At 31.3% G+C, this 22,438-nt stretch carries 27 protein-coding genes and 1 riboswitch; of the genes, 3 read left to right on the top strand and 24 right to left on the bottom strand.

Translation table 11 applies throughout. The annotated features are described in order from the left end of the window. Nucleotides 1-22: 22 nt before the first annotated feature. The 10 genes from gcvPB to comGA form a co-directional block, all read right to left on the bottom strand. Nucleotides 23-1,498, bottom strand: a complete 1,476-nt coding sequence (gene gcvPB, locus CD035_RS13160) for an aminomethyl-transferring glycine dehydrogenase subunit GcvPB (protein WP_048539728.1) — start codon at nt 1,496-1,498, stop codon at nt 23-25. Next, nucleotides 1,491-2,834, bottom strand: a complete 1,344-nt coding sequence (gene gcvPA / locus CD035_RS13155; RefSeq protein WP_048539727.1) for an aminomethyl-transferring glycine dehydrogenase subunit GcvPA — start codon at nt 2,832-2,834, stop codon at nt 1,491-1,493. The genes gcvPB and gcvPA overlap by 8 nt, the downstream gene beginning before the upstream one ends. A gap of 11 nt (nt 2,835-2,845) precedes the next feature. Further along, nucleotides 2,846-3,934: a glycine cleavage system aminomethyltransferase GcvT gene (gcvT, locus tag CD035_RS13150; protein WP_048539726.1), complete on the bottom strand. Its 1,089-nt coding sequence runs from the start codon at nt 3,932-3,934 to the stop codon at nt 2,846-2,848. An 80-nt stretch (nt 3,935-4,014) separates the two neighbouring features. Then, nucleotides 4,015-4,110, bottom strand: a riboswitch (glycine riboswitch). Nucleotides 4,111-4,126: 16 nt separating this feature from the next. Further along, the gene (locus CD035_RS13145; RefSeq protein ID WP_048539725.1) at nt 4,127-4,615 is read right to left on the bottom strand and encodes a shikimate kinase; all 489 of its coding nucleotides are present in this window, start codon (nt 4,613-4,615) and stop codon (nt 4,127-4,129) included. Between the two features lie 234 nt (nt 4,616-4,849). Next, nucleotides 4,850-5,284: a competence type IV pilus minor pilin ComGF gene (locus tag CD035_RS13140; RefSeq protein WP_048539724.1), complete on the bottom strand. Its 435-nt coding sequence runs from the start codon at nt 5,282-5,284 to the stop codon at nt 4,850-4,852. Continuing rightward, complete coding sequence (gene comGE / locus CD035_RS13135) at nt 5,259-5,540, bottom strand: competence type IV pilus minor pilin ComGE (RefSeq protein ID WP_048539723.1); 282 nt, start codon at nt 5,538-5,540, stop codon at nt 5,259-5,261. Before comGE ends, CD035_RS13140 begins: the two co-directional genes overlap by 26 nt. After that, nucleotides 5,524-5,973: a competence type IV pilus minor pilin ComGD gene (gene comGD, locus CD035_RS13130; RefSeq protein ID WP_048539818.1), complete on the bottom strand. Its 450-nt coding sequence runs from the start codon at nt 5,971-5,973 to the stop codon at nt 5,524-5,526. The genes comGE and comGD overlap by 17 nt, the downstream gene beginning before the upstream one ends. Continuing rightward, nucleotides 5,951-6,268, bottom strand: a complete 318-nt coding sequence (gene comGC / locus CD035_RS13125; protein WP_037588275.1) for a competence type IV pilus major pilin ComGC — start codon at nt 6,266-6,268, stop codon at nt 5,951-5,953. The genes comGD and comGC overlap by 23 nt, the downstream gene beginning before the upstream one ends. Nucleotides 6,269-6,282: 14 nt before the next feature. Then, complete coding sequence (comGB, locus tag CD035_RS13120; RefSeq protein ID WP_075577987.1) at nt 6,283-7,323, bottom strand: competence type IV pilus assembly protein ComGB; 1,041 nt, start codon at nt 7,321-7,323, stop codon at nt 6,283-6,285. Then, a complete protein-coding gene (gene comGA, locus CD035_RS13115; RefSeq protein WP_048539722.1) occupies nt 7,313-8,215 on the bottom strand; it encodes a competence type IV pilus ATPase ComGA in 903 nt (300 codons plus the stop codon). The genes comGB and comGA overlap by 11 nt, the downstream gene beginning before the upstream one ends. A gap of 153 nt (nt 8,216-8,368) precedes the next feature. On the opposite strand from comGA, the gene CD035_RS13110 reads away from it, so the two are divergent. Beyond that, the gene (locus tag CD035_RS13110; protein ID WP_025904960.1) at nt 8,369-8,617 is read left to right on the top strand and encodes a DUF2626 family protein; all 249 of its coding nucleotides are present in this window, start codon (nt 8,369-8,371) and stop codon (nt 8,615-8,617) included. 34 nt (nt 8,618-8,651) lie between these two features. On the opposite strand, the gene CD035_RS13105 is transcribed toward CD035_RS13110, so the two are convergent. Then, complete coding sequence (locus CD035_RS13105) at nt 8,652-9,284, bottom strand: MBL fold metallo-hydrolase (protein WP_048539721.1); 633 nt, start codon at nt 9,282-9,284, stop codon at nt 8,652-8,654. Nucleotides 9,285-9,381: 97 nt separating this feature from the next. Here CD035_RS13105 and CD035_RS13100 point away from each other — a divergent pair, with 97 nt between their 5' ends. Continuing rightward, nucleotides 9,382-9,621, top strand: a complete 240-nt coding sequence (locus CD035_RS13100) for a DUF2759 domain-containing protein (protein WP_016911885.1) — start codon at nt 9,382-9,384, stop codon at nt 9,619-9,621. Between the two features lie 28 nt (nt 9,622-9,649). On the opposite strand, the gene CD035_RS13095 is transcribed toward CD035_RS13100, so the two are convergent. From CD035_RS13095 to CD035_RS13035, 13 genes are all read right to left on the bottom strand, one after another. Continuing rightward, nucleotides 9,650-9,964 (bottom strand): MTH1187 family thiamine-binding protein, encoded by a 315-nt coding sequence (locus CD035_RS13095; RefSeq protein WP_048539720.1) that lies wholly within the window; start codon nt 9,962-9,964, stop codon nt 9,650-9,652. Then, nucleotides 9,964-10,935: an ROK family glucokinase gene (locus tag CD035_RS13090; protein WP_048539719.1), complete on the bottom strand. Its 972-nt coding sequence runs from the start codon at nt 10,933-10,935 to the stop codon at nt 9,964-9,966. The genes CD035_RS13095 and CD035_RS13090 overlap by 1 nt, the downstream gene beginning before the upstream one ends. Next, nucleotides 10,932-11,123: a YqgQ family protein gene (locus CD035_RS13085; protein ID WP_078099923.1), complete on the bottom strand. Its 192-nt coding sequence runs from the start codon at nt 11,121-11,123 to the stop codon at nt 10,932-10,934. The genes CD035_RS13090 and CD035_RS13085 overlap by 4 nt, the downstream gene beginning before the upstream one ends. Nucleotides 11,124-11,127: 4 nt before the next feature. Then, nucleotides 11,128-12,576, bottom strand: coding sequence for a rhomboid family protein (locus tag CD035_RS13080; protein WP_048539718.1), 1,449 nt, complete (start codon nt 12,574-12,576; stop codon nt 11,128-11,130). Continuing rightward, the gene (locus tag CD035_RS13075; protein ID WP_048539717.1) at nt 12,569-13,129 is read right to left on the bottom strand and encodes a 5-formyltetrahydrofolate cyclo-ligase; all 561 of its coding nucleotides are present in this window, start codon (nt 13,127-13,129) and stop codon (nt 12,569-12,571) included. The genes CD035_RS13080 and CD035_RS13075 overlap by 8 nt, the downstream gene beginning before the upstream one ends. Nucleotides 13,130-13,278: 149 nt before the next feature. After that, nucleotides 13,279-13,428: a 50S ribosomal protein L33 gene (gene rpmG, locus CD035_RS13070; protein ID WP_016911879.1), complete on the bottom strand. Its 150-nt coding sequence runs from the start codon at nt 13,426-13,428 to the stop codon at nt 13,279-13,281. 76 nt (nt 13,429-13,504) lie between these two features. Further along, nucleotides 13,505-14,152: a phosphate signaling complex protein PhoU gene (phoU, locus tag CD035_RS13065; protein WP_048539716.1), complete on the bottom strand. Its 648-nt coding sequence runs from the start codon at nt 14,150-14,152 to the stop codon at nt 13,505-13,507. Nucleotide 14,153: 1 nt separating this feature from the next. Continuing rightward, nucleotides 14,154-14,942 carry a phosphate ABC transporter ATP-binding protein PstB gene (pstB, locus tag CD035_RS13060; protein WP_229412558.1) on the bottom strand — a complete coding sequence of 263 codons (789 nt, stop codon included), beginning with the start codon at nt 14,940-14,942 and terminating at the stop codon, nt 14,154-14,156. Between the two features lie 78 nt (nt 14,943-15,020). Continuing rightward, complete coding sequence (gene pstA, locus CD035_RS13055) at nt 15,021-15,923, bottom strand: phosphate ABC transporter permease PstA (protein WP_048539714.1); 903 nt, start codon at nt 15,921-15,923, stop codon at nt 15,021-15,023. 1 nt (nt 15,924) lies between these two features. Then, nucleotides 15,925-16,854, bottom strand: coding sequence for a phosphate ABC transporter permease subunit PstC (gene pstC, locus CD035_RS13050; RefSeq protein ID WP_048539713.1), 930 nt, complete (start codon nt 16,852-16,854; stop codon nt 15,925-15,927). A 66-nt stretch (nt 16,855-16,920) separates the two neighbouring features. Next, nucleotides 16,921-17,871, bottom strand: coding sequence for a PstS family phosphate ABC transporter substrate-binding protein (locus CD035_RS13045; RefSeq protein WP_048539712.1), 951 nt, complete (start codon nt 17,869-17,871; stop codon nt 16,921-16,923). A gap of 707 nt (nt 17,872-18,578) precedes the next feature. Further along, on the bottom strand, nt 18,579-20,624 hold the full coding sequence (locus CD035_RS13040) for a peptidoglycan D,D-transpeptidase FtsI family protein (protein ID WP_048539711.1): 2,046 nt from the start codon (nt 20,622-20,624) through the stop codon (nt 18,579-18,581). 190 nt (nt 20,625-20,814) lie between these two features. Further along, nucleotides 20,815-21,417 carry a superoxide dismutase gene (locus tag CD035_RS13035; RefSeq protein WP_048539710.1) on the bottom strand — a complete coding sequence of 201 codons (603 nt, stop codon included), beginning with the start codon at nt 21,415-21,417 and terminating at the stop codon, nt 20,815-20,817. Between the two features lie 164 nt (nt 21,418-21,581). Between CD035_RS13035 and CD035_RS13030 the strand changes: the two genes are divergently transcribed. Further along, complete coding sequence (locus CD035_RS13030; protein ID WP_048539709.1) at nt 21,582-22,337, top strand: DUF1189 family protein; 756 nt, start codon at nt 21,582-21,584, stop codon at nt 22,335-22,337. Nucleotides 22,338-22,438: the final 101 nt, after the last annotated feature.

Genomic DNA, 22,438 nt, shown 5'->3' with positions numbered 1-22,438 from the left:
AATGCGACCAAGACGCTTTTTATTATGCTTTTTCTTCTTTTAGTAATTCAAATTTAAGTACTGGTTTTCTTGCTGCTTGTGTTTCATCTAATCGACCAATGACAGTTGTATGTGGTGCTTCTAATACAACTTCTGGTGATTCTTCTGCCTCTTTAGCAATTTGAATAAGTGTATCACAGAATGCATCTAATGTTTCTTTAGATTCTGTTTCTGTTGGCTCAATCATCATACATTCTTCCACGTTGATTGGGAAGTATATTGTTGGTGGATGGAAGTTGAAGTCTAAGAGACGTTTAGCAATATCCAATGTTCTTACACCAAGTTTTTTCTGTCTTGAACCACTGATTACGAATTCATGTTTACAGTGTTGTGTATATGGCGTATCAAAATGATCTTGTAATCTTCTCAACATATAGTTAGCGTTCAATACAGCTGTTTCTGATACTGCTTTTAATCCATCTGGACCCATCGTTCTAATATAAGTATAAGCTCTTAAATAGATACCGAAATTACCGAAGAATGGTTTAACTCTTCCGATAGATTGTGGCATATCATGTTCGAATTTAAATGTATCATTTTCTTTAACTACTGTTGGTTTTGGTAAAAATGGTACTAAATCTGCTTTAACACCTACTGGTCCTGAACCAGGTCCACCACCTCCGTGAGGTCCTGTGAATGTTTTGTGTAAGTTTAAGTGAACAGCGTCAAATCCCATATCACCAGGTCTAACTTTACTCATAATCGCATTCAAGTTAGCACCATCGTAATACAATTTCCCGCCTGCTTGATGTACGATTTCTCTAATTTCTAAAATATCTTCTTCGAATAATCCTAATGTGTTAGGGTTTGTTAACATGATAGCAGCTGTATCGTCCCCAACTACACGTTTTAAGTCTTCGATATCAACTAATCCTTTTTCATTAGATTTTACAGTTACTGTATCGAAACCTGCTACTTTTGCAGAAGCTGGATTTGTACCGTGAGCTGAGTCTGGTACGATAACTTTCGTTCTATTGAAATCGCCATTTGCTTCATGGAAAGCTTTAATCATTAATAAAGCAGTCCATTCACCGTGAGCACCTGCTGCAGGTTGAAGTGTTACTTCATCCATACCTGTAATTTCTTTTAAATGCTCTTGTAAATCATAAATAATTTCGAGTGACCCTTGTACAGTAGAAACATCTTGTAATGGGTGTGCGTTTGCAAAGCCAGACATTCTAGCGACTTTTTCATTAATTTTAGGATTGTATTTCATTGTACATGAACCTAAAGGATAGAATCCTGTATCTACACCATGGTTTTTATTAGATAATTCAGTGTAGTGACGCATTAAATCTAATTCACTAACTTCTGGTAATTCTGCTTTTTGTTTTCTTGTAAATTTATCTCCTAAAAGATCTTGTACATCTTGTGTTTCAACATCTTTTTCAGGTAAAGAATATGCAAATCTATCTTTTCTAGATCTTTCAAATATTAATTCACTTGATGGTTTACGCACTGTATTCACCTACTTTTTTGATAAATGTATCGATTTCTTCTTTTGTTCTTAATTCTGTTACTGCAATTAACATATGATTGTTGAATGCTTCGTCTATGAAACCTAAGTCAAATCCACCAATAATACCTTCTTCAAGTAATTCAGCGTTGATTTCACTTATCGGTTTGTTAAATTTAACAACAAATTCGTTGAATGAAATACCATCTAACACGTCAAATCCAGCTTCTTGCATTTTTTGTTTCATGTAAGTTGTCTTTTCCATGTTAAGTTTAGCCATTTCAAATACACCATTTTTACCTAAAGCACTCATACAAACTGATGCTGCTAATGCATTTAGAGCTTGATTAGAACAAATATTTGATGTCGCTTTATCTCTTCTAATATGTTGTTCACGCGCTTGTAACGTAAGAACAAAGCCTCTATTGCCATCTTCATCTTGTGTTTGACCAACTAAACGTCCTGGTAGTTTTCTCATAAGTTTCTTAGTAGATGCAAAATAACCACAATGAGGTCCACCATATTGTGCTGGAATACCGAATACTTGTGCATCACCAACAACAATGTCAGCACCGAATTCTCCAGGAGGTGTAATTAAACCAAGTGATAAAGGATTGCTTGATACGATAAATAAAGCTTTTTTATCTTCAATTAACTGTTTAATTGCCTCTAAGTCTTCTAAAGAACCAAAGAAGTTAGGATATTGAACACATACTGCCGCAGTATCGTCATCGATAACTGCTTTCAACTTTTCTAAGTCCGTAACAGTACCGTCTAAATCGACTTCAACTACCTCTATATCTTGTGCTTTAGTATAAGTTTTAAGTACTTCAATAGATTGATAATGTACAGATTTAGAAACAATTACTTTTGATTTCTTAGTATGACCTGCTGCAAGAACAGCAGCCTCTGCAAAAGCAGTTCCACCATCATACATAGATGAATTGGCTACATCCATACCAGTTAATTCGCAAATTAAAGTTTGAAATTCAAAAATAGCTTGTAATTCACCTTGTGAAATTTCTGGTTGATAAGGTGTATAAGCAGTATAAAATTCTGAACGAGATATAACATGATCTACAACAGTTGGAATATAGTGATCATAAACACCTGCACCTAAAAATGAGGCATGAGTTTCACTTGTTATATTTTTATTCGCAATTTGAGATAGTTCACGTAATAAAGGCGTTTCAGCTTTCTTTTCTTTAATATTTAACGGTTTATTAAACCTTACAGATTCAGGTATATCCGTAAATAATTCGTCTACAGATTGAATACCAATGACGTCTAACATTTCAGATTTATCTTTTTCAGTTAAAGGTATATAGCGGTGACCCATTTTATTCACTCCTATGATTTAAATGATGATTTCTTAACAACTTTAGCTTTTACTTGTCTTTTTCTAACTTGTATTAAAATTTCTTTATCTAATTCAAATGCACTCTTCTCAATTAATCCCATAGCAATAGATTTACCAGTTGACGGAGACTGTGTTCCAGAAGTTACATAACCAATTTCATTGCCTTCAGTATCTAGAATTGCATAATCTGTTCTCGGTATACCTTTATCTATCATTTCTATACCAATTGATTTTCTTGGCGCACCATTTTCTTTTTGTGCTTTCAAAACATTTTTACCGATAAAGTCATCTTCAATTAATGGTTTAACAGCAAATCCAATGCCAGCTTCATATGGTGTGATTTGCTCAGATAAATCTTGGCCATGTAATGGTAAAGCAGCTTCAAGTCTTAAAGTATCACGTGCGCCAAGACCACATGGAATAACATTTTCGTTTATAAAACCATCCCAAATAGCTTTAGTGTCTGCAGCATCACAATAAACTTCGAATCCATCTTCACCTGTATAACCAGATTGAGATAATATAACTTCTTTCCCGAATAATGTTACATTTTGTTTGAATTCAAACATCTTCATTTCTGATACATCAACACTTACTAATTTTTGAATTAATTCGCGTGCTTCTGGACCTTGTATTGCTAATTGGCCATATTCAGAAGATTTATTTTCAACATTTACATTAAAATTTTTAATTGATTTTAACCATTCGAAATCTTTATCTGTATTACCTGCATTAACAACTAAGAAATAAACTTTGTCGTCTAATTTATAAACAACTAAATCATCAATCACGCCGCCATCGTGGTTACATAGCGTTGTATATTGAGCTTTACTATCCGTTAATAATGTTGAATCATTCGTTAAAGTGTATTGAATAAACTGATCCGCTTCTTCACCTGTAACGATAATTTCACCCATGTGACTCACATCAAAAATACCTACATGATTTCTCACTGCATTGTGTTCCTCTTTAATACTTGAAAATTGGACTGGTAAAGCCCATCCAGAAAAATCAATTACTTTCGCACCTTGATCTATATAAGTTTGATACAAAGGTGTTTGTTTTAAATCTGTCGTCATCATAACTCTCCCCTTCTGAATATGTATAATAAAAAAACAGGGTAGCTTTCGCTACCCTGTTGAAGTGCTCTTCAGGAATGCGTCACAAAGTTATCCTTTTGCCTGAGAGATTCACTCAAATCTGGCTTGCTCCTTCGGCGATGAATATATTATTCATTCTCTCTAACTTTGATCATTCGCAATTATTTTAGCTTATAGTGATTCAATAATTTCACTTGCAACTACTTCTCTAGGTCTGTTAGCATCAATATGCTTGAATGCGATTTCATTATAACTTAATTCTCGTTTTGAATACAAGGCTTTTAATTCATTTAATGACTTTCCATTAGCATTCGGTCTGTTATTATCATGATTAATTCTATTAAATAGAATTTCAACATCACATTTTAGCCAAAAAGTATTGTCATTTTGTTTTAATAATTCTTTACTTAATTCTGATTCTACAATACCGCCACCAGTTGAAATAATCACATCTTGATCAATCCATTTTTTTAAAGCTTCATACTCTAAATCTCTAAAATGTTTTTCACCATATTTTTCAAAAATTTGTGGGATTGGTAATTGAGTTGTTTCAACGATATAAGTATCTATATCTACTAAACTTTTGTCATAATGTTCGCTCAACAAATTTCCGATAGTTGTTTTGCCAACACCCATAAATCCAATTAATACGATTGACATTAAATCTACTCCTCAGTTGTTTCATATCAACTTAAACTTTATTCTATCTCATTATTCAGAAAATAAAAAGCTTAAAATTATTTATTTATCATTATTTTTATTTCACGTATATAGTATTGTTCTAAATTGTGATAAGTATTAAGCTTAAAGCTATATTGTACTAAGTAAAATGACAAAAAGGAACTATAAATAAATAATATTCCAAGTAATAACGGTAAAATAAAACCAGCATCATTAGATATAAATTTCTTCATGTAATTCTTTATCGCCTTTTCTTATAATAATAAATACTTTAAATGTTTCGTTAGATATCTTATCTACTTGAAAAGCATTCACATTATTAACTAGAGTGATATTACCTCGACCATTTATACTTTTTATTATTTTTTCATTTAATAATGTGAATTCTGTAGAACGTGTTTCATTTATGAATTTAATCCTGTTATGAACCTTGTCTAATTTTATAGTACTTTCTTTTATTTCATCGGAGAGTTCTTTTCTGAACATCATCAATTCAAAATGCGTATGATCCATTGCATTATCCTTAAACAAATAAAGACTTTTAATGAGCAATGGAATTAAAGCTAATATAATTAATAAAAATGATAATGACAGTAGCATTTCTATCATGGTAAAGCCTTTATTATTTTTCAATACATATTTTTTCATTTTTCAATTCATCTTTCATACAAACTTTTGTATTAAACTTTAAATATTTATATCTCTTTACATCATATTTTGGTTCGATAGATTTTGATTGCACAGTTTGATAGAGCATTTGATAAAGCTTTATTCTATCGTGTTCACGAGAAATATTTTCATTTAATGTAGTAACTAAAGGTAGTAATGTCCCACTCAATAGCATTATGATAAAAATAGACAACATAAAATCTATAAACACATACCCATCATGTCGTTTCAACAATTCTATATCTCCCTTTCTCGATGCGAAAAATAACATGATACTTTCTTTCATTAAATTCCACTTTTAAAGTGCCAAATTGATTAATATTCCCCTCTCCATCAAAAACTAATGTCGTAAACTCATTATTTTTAGAAATACGACCTTTATAGAGTGAGATAGTTTGAATCTGATTCTTCTCAATTTGATAAAATATTTTATCTGAATTGGGTTTAAACCAAACTAATATAGGTTGCTTTTGAGATAGAGATTTCGTTTCTAAAAACTCTAGCTTCGTTTCAAAATCATCTATGCCATTATTTAATCCACTACTTGCCAATGGGTTTACAGATAAATACATTGTCACCATAAAAATAATACTGATAATGGATAGCACAATAATCATTTCCACCAATGTAAAACCTTTATTATCTTTAATGTGCAACAACTTCACCATTTTCAAGTGTAATTGTCTCACCTGATTTACATGTCAGTTGCTTTTGATTAATATAACCATCACTTACTAAATCATTTATAGAATTTGGTTTAGCGTCGTGCTTCAATGTATAAGCTTCTACTTGACCAGCAACCATTTTCACTTGAGCTTGGCATCCAGTACTTTTTACAGTCTCTGATTGCTTACTTATGTTTGGTATGATGATCACCAATAATATACTTATGATTAAAAGGACAATTAGCATCTCAACCAATGTAAATCCTTCTTTTTTACTTAAAAATTTAAATCTTTTCATTTAATACATTCCTTTCACTTTATACCTTCTACCATTTGCAGCATCGGTAGAATGATAATTAAATATAGCGTTACGATTAACAAGGCTAGAACACCAAATACTACTGGTTGTATCCATTTGAGATGTTTTAAAAAAGTCTTCTCCAGAGTATCTAGCATAAAAAGACTGTAATAATAAAGTTCTAAATCTAATTTAGATTTATTTTCTCCGTGATTAATATAGTGTATGAAATTAGATTCAAAGCACCCTAACTTTTTAATTGAGTTTGGAAATGTCATACCAGAAACTAATGATTGATTGATGGAATGGCCAATATATTTCAAAAAATCATCTTTAGTTTGCAACATATATATTTCAATTATTTTAGTAAGGGTAATACCATTTTGAATAAAAAAGGAAAAATCTCTAGATATACGATATGAGTTATACATCGTAATGTAACGATTGATGATTGGAATTTTCTTGTATATAGCTATTTTACGAGCCATTTCTTTGTCCATAAAATTCATATAACTGATGAGATAAACGAGGAATAAAATGAGGACTAAAGTAAAAATAGTTGTTGGTAAATATGAAAATATTGTCGTGATAATACGTAACGAAGTGGATATTTCTATATTCATTGAAGCATAAATTTCTGTGAATTGAGGAATAATGGTTTGATTCACAACAGCAAGTAACATAAAAAAGATGCTGAATAATAAAGCGGGATATTGAATTGTTTTTATAAATCTTTGTTTAACTTGTTCAATCTTTTTTAAATATAGGATAGAGTGTTCTAATGTTTCATTCAAATTACCATATTGTTCACCAAAGTATATTTGGGTAATAATGACTTGGGGATAATTAAACAGTTTAAGTATTTCATGTAATTGTCCAGTCTCTATAACAATTTCACAAGCAGTCGTGTTTAAATTGTGCTTTTTAAGTTGTATGAATTGATCAGACAGTAATTGAATAGCTTCTAGTAATGTGAAACCTTGTTTTAACATATCTAACAGTCGTGTTAAGTATAATACTTGGTCTTTCTTTAATACATTTTTCTTACGTTTCATAATCATTCTCCATATAGTTAATAATGTCATCTTTAAAAATATAAGACATATTTAAAGTTCTTGTTTCATCATTTTTCTTCACAAGACGTTGGTTTGTAATACATGAAATACCTTGTTTAATTTGTTCGACTGATACACCTAGTTCTATTAGTCGATGGATTGCCCCAATTGTATCACTCGCGTGCATTGTTGAAAGTACTAAATGACCACTTAAACTAGCTTGAATAACTTGCTTAGCAGTAACATCGTCTCTTATCTCTCCAATCATAATAACGTCAGGATCACATCTTAAAATGGCTTTAAAGGATTGTTGATAAGTTATGTTAGCTTTTTCATTGACTGAAACTTGAACGATGCCATTTAACGTTTGTTCTACAGGGTCTTCAATCGTAATAATATGTTTGTTCTTTTCTCTCTTTAAAGCGTACATCAATTCATACATTAATGTCGTCTTACCTGATCCAGTTGGACCCGTAAATAGAAATAGCCCTTCTGATTGATACATTCTATTTTGTAAAACGTTATATGATTGATGCTCTGATTTCACTTGTGATTGATTAAAATGTTGAGGGGTAATTCTAATGGAACAAGATTCTATTCCTAAACTGATAGGTATCGTAGAAATTCTTAAGTAGTAATGAATGTCATGTTCATATAAATATTGACCGCTTTGTGCTTTATTACGTTCACTTACATCAAGATGAGCGATAAATTTCATATAAATGAGTAGCCTACTATACAATTTAAAGTCTAGATCTAAATCATAAGGTGTATTATCACCATTTATCCTCATTTGAACAAAGACTTTATCATCATTTAAAGGTACAAAGTGAATATCACTCGCATTTGAATTGACAGCATCGTTAATAATTGACTTAAATAATTTCTCCATAATCTCCTCCTAATATATATAAACGCTTCCAATTACCTAAATTACTTGTTTAATGCTTATGAATTTGCGTTAAAATGCTATTTACTTTTGTATAGAGTAACTTTATAATTAAATATGAATAAGAAAGTAAACACAGAGGGGGTTCTTAAGAAGATGGATAAAGTTTATAAAACTCTAGGCTTCTGGACTGCTATTTTTGCTACGATGTTTTATGTCGGTGGTATGGACATGATGGCATATTTCTTCTTAGCACAAACTGGATTTTTCGTATTGTTGGGATACTTAAAATTAACAGAAAGAATGTATATGTATATATTCGCAATTTATTTAGTATTATGTTTTGTTGGATTTACATATTATTCTACATTCTTATTAGAGCCAAGTTTTGGAGCACATCATTAAAAGAAGCATTACACAAACGTGTAATGCTTCTTTTTTAATTAAATCCATTTAAATACGGATTTGTCATTTCTTCATCTGCTATTGTTGTCTCCGGTCCGTGACCTGGGAAAATAGTTGTATTTGAATCTAGTTCTAACAACTTATCTTCTATTGAATTCAATAATGTTTTTGTATCACCTTTATATAAATCCGTTCTGCCAATTCCACCTTTAAATAAAGTATCACCTACTATAGCAAAGTCATCAAATACAAATGATAAACTACCAGGTGAATGACCTGGTGTATGGATCGCTTCAAATTTAAATTCTCCAATCTCATATTCCCCAGGTTCCATTATTTGTGGAACAGTATGTTGAACCACTTGTGGTAATTGATACATTGCAAATTTTTTAGAACCATTTTTCTCTGTATCCGTTAACCATGATTTTTCTTCAGGATGCACATATACTTTCACATCAAATTCATTTGCGACATCATCTACAGCACCTATATGATCAAAATGAGCGTGCGTTAATAATACAGCACTCACCTTTTTATGATATTGTTTAATTTGTTTATTTAAAAACTCGCCATTATCTCCTGGATCTATAACGAGTAATTCGTTTTCACCTTCGAGAATATAACAATTCGTTTCTACAATTCCTAATGAAAAACTATGTACTTGCATTTTATTTCCTCCTCTTTTAAAAAGTATCTCGACAAAACCACATATTAATTATACAATTAATATGATAATAAAAGAAATTTGTATTGGGGGTATTGGAATGCCATTTATCGACACAGGGGAACTATTTGAGTTATTTGGAGTAAAAATCCATATCGGTGTTAATATTTTCTCATTATTAATGCTAGCTGTTTTTATTCTAGCTATATTTGGTTTAATTTCAGCATTCAAAAACAAAAATATTTTGGGCATTCTTTTTGGTGCAATAACTGTAGTATCTTTTGGGTTCTTCTCATTAGCTACAATCTTTACATACGGTTATCCAATTTTACATCATTAAAGAAAAGACGAGTTTACACTCGTCTTTTTTATTTGTTCAAATGTTTATTAACAGAATCTAATTTATCGTTCATTTTTCTAGACTTATCTCTTCTATCATCAATTCGAATATTTGTACAAACTCTGTCTAATCCTTTATTGAATGGACTTTCATGAATTTCTTGTATAATTTCAAGTAAATCTTTTAGATCACCTTCAATAAGTGTATTCATTGGTGTTAATTGATAATCAATTGTACCTGCCTCTTTATGTTTTTCTAAAATTAATTGAATATCTGCAATATATTCACTCACACTAGGTCCTTCTGTTCCTACTGGTATTACGACTACGTCAACTATTGCCATTATTCATTCTCCTTTTCTATTACATATGTCTTAATTAGACCAGCTGCACCGATGATACCTGCGTCGTTTCCTAATTGTGCAACTACGATGTTTGTACCATCTTGTGCAGGTTTAAATGTCATTTTTTCATAATGCTTTTTAATAAATTGGATGAGAATATCGCCGGCTTTACTAACGCCACCACCAATTATAATATATTTAGGATTTGTCATGACGCTAACAACACTTGCAGCATAAGCAATGTAACCAGCTACTTTATCAATGATAAACAAACTGAATTCATCTCCTGATTTTGCAGCATCAAATACGTCTTTAGCTGTTACATTTTTACCTGTAATTAAGTCATGAATACTTGATTTCATATTGATATTTGGATAATAATGATGTACTAAATTAATGACACCTGTAGCTGAAGCAACCGTTTCGAGACAACCCTTCATACCACAGTTACATTGAAATCTTTTCTTTTGATCCACTAAGAAATGACCTATTTCAGCACCTGAACCATTATGACCATGAATTAATTCTCCGTTTGAAACAATGCCACCACCTACACCTGTTCCTAGCGTCATACAAACAACATCACTTTCATTTTGACCAGCACCTTTAAATTTTTCACCTAAAGTTGCGACATTCGCATCATTATCTACGTAAATTGGTCCATCAAAATATTGTTGCATATGTTTTCTAACTTCAATGTTACCAGTCCAATTTAAATTCACAGCACCATTGACAATACCATTTTCAAAATCAATTGGTCCAGGTACACCGATTCCCATACCGATAATGTTTTTAATGTCGATATCTTTTCTATTCAGATGTACAACGAATGAATCATATATATTCTCTAATATGCCTTCACCCGTTTTGTTCGTTGAAATTTCCCATTTTTCTTCGATATTTAGTGAACGATCAAAAATACCTAATTTACATGTCGTACCACCAATATCAGCTGATAAAATATGTGTCATTTTTTCTCAATCCTTCTCTGATTTATAATAAGCCGTGCTTGTAAAAATGTTTCTTTATCAATAAGCATAGATTGATACATAGCTTTTATTTCTTGTTCCATCATTTCTAGTTGATCTTCTTCATCTTTAAAATAAATGATATAACCAAACTTTTTAAGTAATTGTTGTACGTCATATAAATTATTCATAAAATTAACTCCTAAACGCATCAATTTCATCTTTTAATGCTGCATAATGTTCATTCTTTTTATCAAGCTTTATTGCCTTATTAATAAACTTATTCGCTTTATCATAGTCATCTTTTGCTCTATAACCTAAAGCTAATTGGTAATTTAATTTAGCTGAATTAGGAAAAACTTTTAAGCCTCTTTCCCATTCTAGTATTGCTTCATTCAAAGATGTATTATTCGCCACGATTAAGCCACTTAAAATATATGTCTCATCCGACTCGAAGTTCTTCTCTTTAATTTGCTTTACCATTGTTTCTGCTCTATCAAAATCACCGTTATTCATAGCATCTTTCGTTAATTCATCATATATATAATGTTGTTGTCTGTTAAATATGATAACAATCAAAGTGATGATGATGACTATAAAGGCAGCAATATAATAAAGTTTGAATTTATCATGTTCCATCCATTTATACATGATAAACATTAAGATTGCCCCACCAACGAATCCACCTAAATGAGCGAAGTGGTTTACATTATTAATAAACAAAGCTAATAACGAAATAATCACAATACCGATAAATGTTTGTAATACAAATTGTTTATTAATATTTTTACGTGTAAATAAATACACAATAAAAGCACCAATTAATCCGAAAATGGCACCACTTGCACCAATTGAAATGGATTGTGTGTCAATACTAAGCGACACAATACCTGCAAATAAACCTGATATGAAATAAATGGTGAACATTTTAATGGATCCTAATGCACCTTCAATAAGTTTACCGAATATAATGAGTGAAAATACATTCATCATTAAGTGTGTAAAATTCGCGTGTATAAACATGGACGTTAATAAACGGTACCATTCACCGTGTACTATATTGAAATGTACAAGCCCACCGTAATCGACTAAATTAATTTGGCCAAAATGATTAAAAATTAAAATTAAAGACAGCCATACAATTACATTAGCAGCTACTAAAAAGTATGTTACCGGTGAAAACTTAAGCATAAAGCTATCAATAAAGCTCGCATTCAATAATTTATTTTTATATGTCGTAACAGGATTTGTTCTATTACGTTTAATTTGATGCTTCGTTACGAAGTGATGAGATACTTTCTCGAAATCATCAAGCTCATATAAAGCATGATACCTAATTTTAGGGCGTTTAGTATGATTAAATTCAGCGAAATCCATCTCTTTTTCGGTAATATAAAAAACATCTAATTGTTCAAAGCTAAACCCTATACTATCAATTAAGTCACCTAAATGGTCAGTAATTTTTTCTAAGTCAAAATCAACTTCTTGATGTGTAGGCGTCTTATGTATAAACCTTTTGACAATTTTTTTAGATTCATGTGTCAACCATATTTCTGCTTCTTCTTCATCAATCGATATTATTTTATAGCCTTCTGTATAAACTAAATAATATATCGACTTCCACATTTGTTTTGTTTTATCCATCTACTCTTCTCCATATATCATTTGGTGTCAACATCTCATCAACTGGTATATCATGTGATTCAGCATCAAAGTTTCTTATCTGAAAAGGATATAACAAACTTATTGTATGTCCATTATAATGAGATAAATATTTATCATAATACCCTCCACCATAGCCTATACGATAACCAGCTTGATTAAATACAACACCAGGTACAATAATTAAATCAATATCATCACTAATTTCAGTTTCTTCATCAACATATTTAATTCCTTTTTGATCAATTGCAATAGAATTCAAATCATGTAGTCGCTGAAATTCCATTTGTTTCGTTTCGTAATTCGTTTTCGGTACGAACACTTTCTTACCTATATTCAATAGATGTTCAATAATAGGTATCGTATTGACTTCATGGTCCATACTCATAACGATAGCAATTGAATTGGCTTGCTTAAAATTATTATGTTCAAATAATTGTTCCTTTAAATTTAAATCATATTGTTCTTTTTGAGAAATATCTTGATTTCTCATTAAATTCAATATTTCTTTTCTTAAAATTTTCTTGTTTGACATGAATTTAACACTTCCAAATATTGATTAAATTTTTATCAGTTACACATAATATGATAACACAAGAATTATTGTGATAGGTAGTCGTACAACCTTTAAAGGTATTAAAAAAACACATTCCCGTATAATGGAATGTGTTTTTATTCGTTTTATTATTTTGTTTCTCTATGAAGAGTGTGTTTACCGTCACGAGCACAATATTTTTTCATTTCAATACGCTCTGGGTTGTTACGTTTATTCTTTTTAGAGATGTAGTTTCTTTCACCACAATCAGTACATGCTAAAGTTACATTTACGCGCATGATGAACCCTCCTATTCTTATTTCAATTAATATACGACCTTATTATAATACCATCTATGCTTATATAATTCCAGTACTATTTTTCAATAGGTTCATAGTGTTCACCAGTTATATAATAATAGCAACTTTCACATATATTCGTGATATGGTCGCCGATTCGTTCTAAGTATCTTGCAGCAAGATGAGCTTGAGCAGAAATAAATGGATCGTTATCGATTAAATATGTCGTATTACTAATCTCGCGATATAAATCATCAATATCATTGTCACGATCAATAATTTCTTTTATCAACAAGATATCTTTGTCATTAACTGCTGCTTCTAAATCTTTTAGCATTAACATTGCCAATTTACCCATTGTTTTTAATCTCGTTAGTATAAAATAATCTGTTATTTTAACTCTTTTTCTGATTTGAGCAATATTAGTAGAATTGTCAGCCATTCGTTCTAATTCAGAAGCGATTTTTAAACCTGAGATCATAACACGAAGATCTGTCGCTATAGGTTGTTGCTTTGTTATTAGCATAACCACTTTTTCATTAATGTCATATTCCATTTGGTTTATTTTTTTATCGTATTTGATTAAATTACGAGCATTGTTTCTATCTTCATCGCTCAATACAGATATAGATTGTTCTATCATAAAGTATACTTCTTTACCCAACACAAACAAATCATTAATGAGTGAGTTTAATTCATCTTCATATTTTTCTCTAATAACCATATTATCCAAATCTCCCTGAAATATAGTCTTCAGTTTTCTTATCTGTTGGGTTAGAGAATATTTTATCTGTTTGATCGAACTCATTTACATAACCGTTTAGGAAGAACGCTGTTTTATCAGAAATTCTAGCTGCTTGTTGCATGTTATGTGTCACGATAATGATTGAGTATTTAGTTTTTAATTCTTGCACAAGTTCTTCTACTTTTAGTGTTGAAATAGGATCTAGCGCTGAAGTTGGCTCATCCATTAAAATAACATCTGGTTCAATTGCTAAACATCTCGCTATACAAATTCTTTGCTGTTGCCCACCAGATAATCCGTATGCATTCTTATCTAGTCTATCTTTACATTCATCCCAAATAGCTGCACCTTTTAATGAACGTTCAACGATTTCATCTAGTACCTTTTTATCCGTAATACCATGAATTCTTGGTCCATAAGTAATGTTGTCATATATGGATTTTGGGAATGGATTTGGTTTTTGGAAAACCATACCAACATTCGTTCTTAATTCTTCAACACTATACTTTTTGTCGAAAATGTTTTTATCTCTATAAATGATCTCTCCTGATGTTTTAACACTTGGAATTAATTCAATCATTCTATTTAATGTTTTAATATAAGTTGATTTACCACAACCTGATGGCCCAATAATTGCAGTCACTTCATTTTCTGTAATATCTAAATTTATATTTTTAAGCGCATGAAAATCTCCATACCATAAATCTAAATTATTCGTTTTATAAACAATATTTTTATCTTCTACTGCTATTTGTTGATTTGCTGTCATCTCATTTGAAGGTATATTTTGAGATAAATCTCTAATTTTTACGTCTGTCATAATTATGACCCCTCTTCATTTTGATTATTATAATTTTCTTTGATATTTGTTTCTAATATAGATTGCGATTGAGTTCATAAGAATTAAAATTACGAGTAATACGATAATTGCTGCTGACGAAACAAATTGAAATTCTGCCTGTGGCAATTTAGCCCAGTTGTATATTTGCATAGGTAAAGCTTGGAAAGATTCAAATATACTGTTTGGTGTTTTCATCAATATTGCAGGAATACCGATTACAACAAGTGGTGCAGTTTCTCCAAGTGCTCTTGATAGTGCAAGAATCGTCCCTGTTAAAATACCAGGTATTGAAGCCGGTAATACAATATTTTTAATCGTTTGCCATTTAGTACCACCTAATCCTAATGATGCTTCTCTAATAGAAGATGGGACAGCTTTAATTGCTTCCTGACTTGCTACAATAATAATTGGTAATATCATTAACGACATCGTTAATGCTGCAGCAATAACTGTCTTACCTAGTGATAAATTTTCGATACCTGCACCACGTACAAATATTGTTAATCCTAATAAACCAAATACTACTGATGGAACACCTGCTAAATTTGAAATATTGACTCTTATAAATTTCGTAAACCAGTTTTCTTTTGCATATTCAACCATGTAAATAGCAGTACCAACACCTAGTATGATAGATATAGGTGCTATCGTCATCATGAGCCATAGTGTACCGATTAAAGCACCTTTAATACCTGCACGTTCAGGTGATGTAGATGAGAAGTTTGTAAAGAAATCTGTATTTAGATAAGGAATACCTTTTCTAAATATGTCAAATAGCAAAATAGCTAATACGATTAAGCCAATTAATGTACAAACGAAAAATATTGATTTAATGACTTTATTTTTCATTAATCTTGTCGGTAGCTTTTTACGAACGACGGTTTGATCAACTAAATTAACCTCTGACATATTAATACTCCTCTCTAAATCGTTTAGTAATCCATTGTGAAATAATATTCATAATAAATGTGAATATAAACAATGTGAAACCTACAGCATAAATACTGTAATAAATATCAGATCCGTAAGTCGCATCTCCAGTAGCAACTTGGACAATGAATCCAGTCATTGTTTGAATAGATCCTATTAGGCTAAAGCTCGAATCAGGTGTACTACCTGCCGCTAAAGATACAATCATTGTTTCACCTATTGCTCTTGATATCGCTAATACAACAGATGCGATGATACCGGATAAAGCAGCAGGAAATACAATTTTAGTTGCAAGTTCAAACTTAGTTGCACCTAATCCCAGTGCACCTTCTTTAATTGAATCTGGTACCGAACTCATAGCGTCTTCACTCATACTCGTAATCATCGGTATAATCATGACCCCCACGACTAAACCTGGACTAATAGAGTTAAAGCTTCCTAAATCCGGGAATATACCTCTTAAAATTGGTGTTACAAATGTTAAAGCGAAAAATCCGTAAACAATTGTTGGTATACCAGCTAATATTTCAAGAATAGGTTTAATAATTCTTCTTGATCTATCAGAGGCATACTCACTCAAGTATAGTGCTGCACCTAATCCAACTGGAACAGCAAAGATTGTCGCTACCGCTGTAACTTTCAACGTACCTAATATAAGTGCGAAAATACCGTATTTAGGATCAGATGAAAAAGGTGCCCAGTCTTTCGTAAATAAAAATTCAAATGGATTCACTCTTGTGAAAAACGTTGCTGTTTCAGTTACAAGTGTGAATAATATCCCGATTGTTGTAAGTACAGAAACCGAAGCGATTAACAATAAAATAATGGGAACAGCTTTATCCGCAAAGACTTTACCTTTATTATTGTTATTTTGCTTAATCAATTCTTGTACTGAAGTTTGTTGTTTCATAAAAATAACTCCTTCATTTTGAAAAAGGGCGATTACTGACCGCCCTCTGCTTTAATTTATTAATGATTATTTTTTAAATTTTTCTAACGTTTCTTTATCTTCTTTATACTCATCATCTTTCAATGGAACATAACCAGCGTCTTTTGCAGCATCTGCTGAGTTATCAATTACATATTCCATAAATCCATAAAACGCATCATTATCTTCTAGAGATTTATTTTTCGCATATACGAATAACGGTCTACTTAAAGGATAGCTACCATCATTTACTGTTTTATCTGTAGGTTCTATTGCTTTTCCATCATCTTTAATCTTCACTGCTTTAAGTGAATCTTTATTTTCTTGATAGAAGTTATATCCAAAGAATCCGATTGAATCTTTATTATCTTGGACAGATTTAACGATGACATTCGTGTCAGCATTTTTCTCAGATTGTAAATCTTTTTCATCTAATACTTCTTCACTAAAGAAGTCGTAAGTACCATGTGATTGGTCTGGTGAAAATGCTTTGATCTTTTTATCAGGGAATTTTGAATTAACATCTTTCCATGTTTTTGCTTTGCCGCTATAAATTTTTGCTAATTCATCCATACTTAACTCATCAACAAAGTCATTATCTTTGTTAACAGCTACTGTTAAACCATCTTGAGCAACCTTAAACTCAGTGTATTCTATTTTAGCATTTTTTAATTTTTCTTTTTCTTCATCTTTAATATCTCTAGAAGCATTTGAAAAGTCTGTTTCTCCCGCTATGAATTTTTCAAAACCGCCACCAGTTCCTGATACACCAATTGAAACTGAAACATCAGGTTGCTCTGCTGAGAAGTCTTCGTTTATTTTTTCCATAACTGGTGCAACTGTTGATGAACCATCACCTTTAACTTCACCACTTAATTTTTTATCATCTGAAGATTTAGTATCCCCGGAACTAGATTTTTCAGCTGCCCCACCACAAGCTCCTAATAAAAGTACAGAACTTAAAGCTGTTGTTGATCCGATTAATTGCCACTTTTTCATGTTAAATCCTCCTAATTAATATCGCCTTAATCTTTATTACATCTTCACTTTACAATTTCTTTATTAAGTACAAATAAATTGAATGTAAATTTTGTGTTAACTTCCTATGAAAACGGTTTAAAATGTGAAAAATAAAGAGAATGGTTTTTAATAAGGGGACAGTAGTTACAAAACTCGGGAGAACTGTTACTATGGGCTGCCTTAGTTACAAAAGTCGGGAGATTTGTTAATAAGATCCCACATAGTTACAAAACTCAGGAGAACTGTTAATAAGAGCCTCCTTAGTTACAAAACTCGGTAGATTTGTTAATAAGAGCCCATATAGTTACAAAACTCAGGAGAACTGTTAATAAGAGGCTCCTTAGTTACAAAACTCGGTAGATTTGTTAATAAGAGCCCACATAGTTACAAAACTCAGGAGAACTGTTAATAAGAGGCTCCTTAGTTACAAAACTCGGGAGATTTGTAACTAATCATATCTATAAAACGATTTTGTGAAGTGCTGACGCCTGAGGGAATCGTATGAGCGAGGGACTACAGGCTCAAGCCATACCCTAGGCAAACATGCACAAACAAAATCGTAATCTATGTACTTCACTAAATCTCAAACTATTCAAAAATAAATTCACACATAAAAAATAACACCTCATTTCTACTGAATTAATCAGTAAAATGAGATGTTATATTGATTCAATCTTTATATTGAGTTATTTTCTATCTTTAAAATAATAGTTAATAATATCTCTACCTAAATCCCCACCTGGTAACCATGGTTCTGGTACGGGTTGATTTGTATAAGTGATTGAGAATGATAATTCAGGATTCTTAGCAGGTGCATATCCAATATATGTTGAATTTACTTTTGGTTTACCATCTTTGAATACTTCTGCTGTACCTGTTTTACCAGCTGATCGTACGACCGTTTTATTAAAACTTGTATACCCTGTTCCTTCTGGTTTATTAAACGCCATATCGAAACCTTTTTGTACTTGTTTTATTTCTTTATCACTATTATTAACCTTATTCATCACTTCACCTTTAAATGTCTTTTTAATAGGTCCAAGCGAATCTTCATTTGTAGAGTTTCTAATTTCTTTCGCTAAATGTGGTTTCAATCTATACCCATCGTTCGCAATAGTAGCGACATATTGTGATAGTTGTATAGGTGTATAAGTATCAAATTGTCCAATTGCTAAATCAATGTAGTTACCTGGGTTATCTTTAATGGGTTCAATTTGTCCAGCTGATTCATTTGGTAAATCAATACCTGTTTTAACACCTAAACCAACTTGATTTAAACCTTTACGTAATTTAATACCTGCTTGTTCCACATCAGATGGTAGTGACATGCCACTACTATATGGAGATCCAGCTAATAACAATGCTGTCTTATACATAAAGACGTTTGATGAATGCATTAATGCTTCAGCATCAGTAATCGTTTTTCTGCCATTTTGGTTAAAGTATGATCGTTTTGTTAAACCACCACTAAATTTTAATGGTTCATCGACCATTGTATCGCCAACATTTAATACGCCGTTTTGATAACCAGTAAGTAATGTTGCACCTTTAACAGATGAACCAACTGTATATTGACTAGTGAAGTTACCAATATGGTTATCAGTAATCTTACCATTTTTGTCAATATCACGTCCGGCCATTGCTAATACATCACCATTTCTAGGATCTTGGACAACAACCATAACTCTGTCCATATCTGTAGCGCCTTTGCTTCTTAATGATTCAATGTGCTTATCAATATATTCTTCAACTTTTTTCTGTAAGTCTATATCGATAGTTAACACTAAATCGTTACCACGTGAACCTTGTGAAATAACTTCAGAACTTGTTATTTTCCCAGATTTATCAGTGACATATTTCATTTTCTTCTTAGAGCCTTTTAAAATATCTTCATATTGATATTCTAAGTAAGATTTACCGACTCTATCATTTCTAGAATACCCTTTAGCAAGATAGTCATTCACTAACTCTTTAGGTAATCCTTCTTCTTTACTTGAAACATTTCCGAATAAAGTTCTTAACGTGTCACCATAAGGATAACGTCTTTCCCAGTCCATTGTTGTATTAACGCCAGGTAGTTCTGATAAGTGTTGAGATACAGCTGCATACTCATCATTTTTAACACCTTCATTTTTTATAACAACAGGGCTCAGTTGAGATCCAGAATTCATTTCTCTAAATATCGCAAGGATTTGCAAATCCTTTTTTGATAATTTATCTGTATATTTAGATGTTACTTTGTCGTATAACGCTTTATCATAATCATCTTGACTAATATTGCCATCAGAGAATAAAGCTTGTTCATCTTTCATTAACTTATGAACTTCATCTTGATTTCTCAATATCCAAAAATCCTGCTTATCACGTTCTGTAATGTTTGAAGTATCCATCTTCATTAAGTGAGATAGTTTTTCAGCGATTTTCAAAATATCATCTTGGCTTGTTCTTCTATCTCTCGTGTATGTAATTGCCTTTTTAGACTCGTTGTCTACTAAAACTTTACCATTTCTATCATAAATACGGCCTCTTGGCACCGATTCATTAACTGTAATCGATTCTGTACTATCTATCGTTCGCTTGTATTCTCCGCCTTTTACAATTTGTAAATAACCTAACCTCATAATGAGCACAGAGAATAAAATCACGACAACGGCCAATATTAGGCTTACGCGTTTATTCATTAATAGGCGAAATGCTTCTTCTTTTGATTTCTTTTTTACTCGTTTCAACAACTAAACCTACCTTTTTAACTCTATTATAATAATCTCATCATATATTATTATGACTTACATTGCTATTGATATAGGTAAATTTTTATAAAAAAAGAGCGGAGCTGAAATCTCGTTTAAATAAAAAGATTTCATTGCTCCACCCCATTAGGATGATTGTCTTATAAATCAGTCATCCAAATTTAAAGACGAATTATTTTGCAGCTTGGTATAATTCGTTTACTTTATCCCAATTTACAACGTTCCAGAATGCATTAATGTAATCTGGGCGTCTGTTTTGGTAGTTTAAGTAGTAAGCATGTTCCCAAACATCTAAACCTAAAATTGGAAGTTTACCTTCTGAAATTGGGTTATCTTGGTTTGGAGTTGAAACAATCGCTAATTGGCCATTATCTACAACTAACCATGCCCATCCTGAACCAAAACGGCCAGCTGCTGCAGCTGCAAATTCTTCTTTGAATTTGTCTAATGAACCAAATGTAGAACTAATTGCATCTACAACTTCTCCTGAAGGCTCAGAAGCGTTTGGAGTTAATAGTTCCCAGAATAATGAATGATTATAATGTCCGCCACCATTGTTTTGAACTGCAGTACGGATATCATCAGGAACAGAGTTTAAGTTTTTAACAATATCTTCAATAGATTTGCTTTCTAAATCTGTACCTTTCACTGCATCATTTAATTTTGTTACATAAGTGTTATGGTGTTTCGTATGATGAATCTCCATAGTTTCTTTATCGATGTGTGGTTCTAATGCATCATACGCATATGGTAATTTTGGTAATTCAAAAGCCATAAAAAATCATCCTCCTCATTTGTTTTACATACCTATCTTATCAAGATTAAAGTTTTATAACAAATAATTTGTTTAATAAATAATCAAAAAATTTTTAATTCTTATGTATCGCCTTGCAACAGGTGTTTTTTAACATTATTATTAAGTGAAGAAGAGGTGAATTTATGCAGTATATAAATGAGCTTAAAAGGTTATTTAAGCATCCTAGTAAGTATCCAATGTTTAGAATTACGAAGTTAAGGTACATATTCCTTCATATATTATTATTAAGTTTGATATTAATCATACCAAATTCTATTCAATACATACAAATCACTCAGAATTTATCAACGTTAGTCAATGATGAAGTGACAGAGATTCCTGATTTTAAAATAGATCATAACAAAATGATTTTATCCCAAGATAAATCTATCAAATTAAATAATCATCAAACGATAGAATTTACTAAATCTAATGATTTCGCGATGAAAGATCATCATTTAATCGTGTTTAAACCAAATCATATTGAAATATCAAATTATAGTGACTACACAGAAATTAGCTATGGTTCCCTATCCTCTCTTGTTACCGATCAAGATGATTTAATAAAGTTTATTGAAACGATTAATGATTCTAAATATTTTTATTTAAGTTTGATTGTTGTCTTTCTATTATTCATTCAATTCTTAAGCTTATCTATAAAAATTGGAATTCTGGCATTTGCTGGACATTTATTGGGAATTATTTTACGAAGAAAGTCTCGCTTTATGACTTGGTTCAAAATGATGACGTTTGTGATAACGCTTCCGACTTTAGTACTATTATTTGGAATGATTACAGTGATTCCTTTATTAATAATTGCTTCATGGTGTATAATCATTTTAAGCATTGTTATGATTGCTATGTATTTACCTAAAGGAAAAAGATCTGCTAAAGTGTAAAGGTTAGCAAATTTAAACAAAGGAGTCTTATCATGTCAGAAATCATTCATCGCACGAAAACGAGACCTGTTAAAGTTGGGGATTTAACGATTGGTGGTTCA

The organism is Mammaliicoccus sciuri (assembly GCF_002901825.1).
GTDB lineage: Bacteria > Bacillota > Bacilli > Staphylococcales > Staphylococcaceae > Mammaliicoccus > Mammaliicoccus sciuri.
The sequence above is the reverse complement of the archived record's forward strand: the minus strand, read 5'-3'. Positions and strand labels throughout refer to the sequence as shown.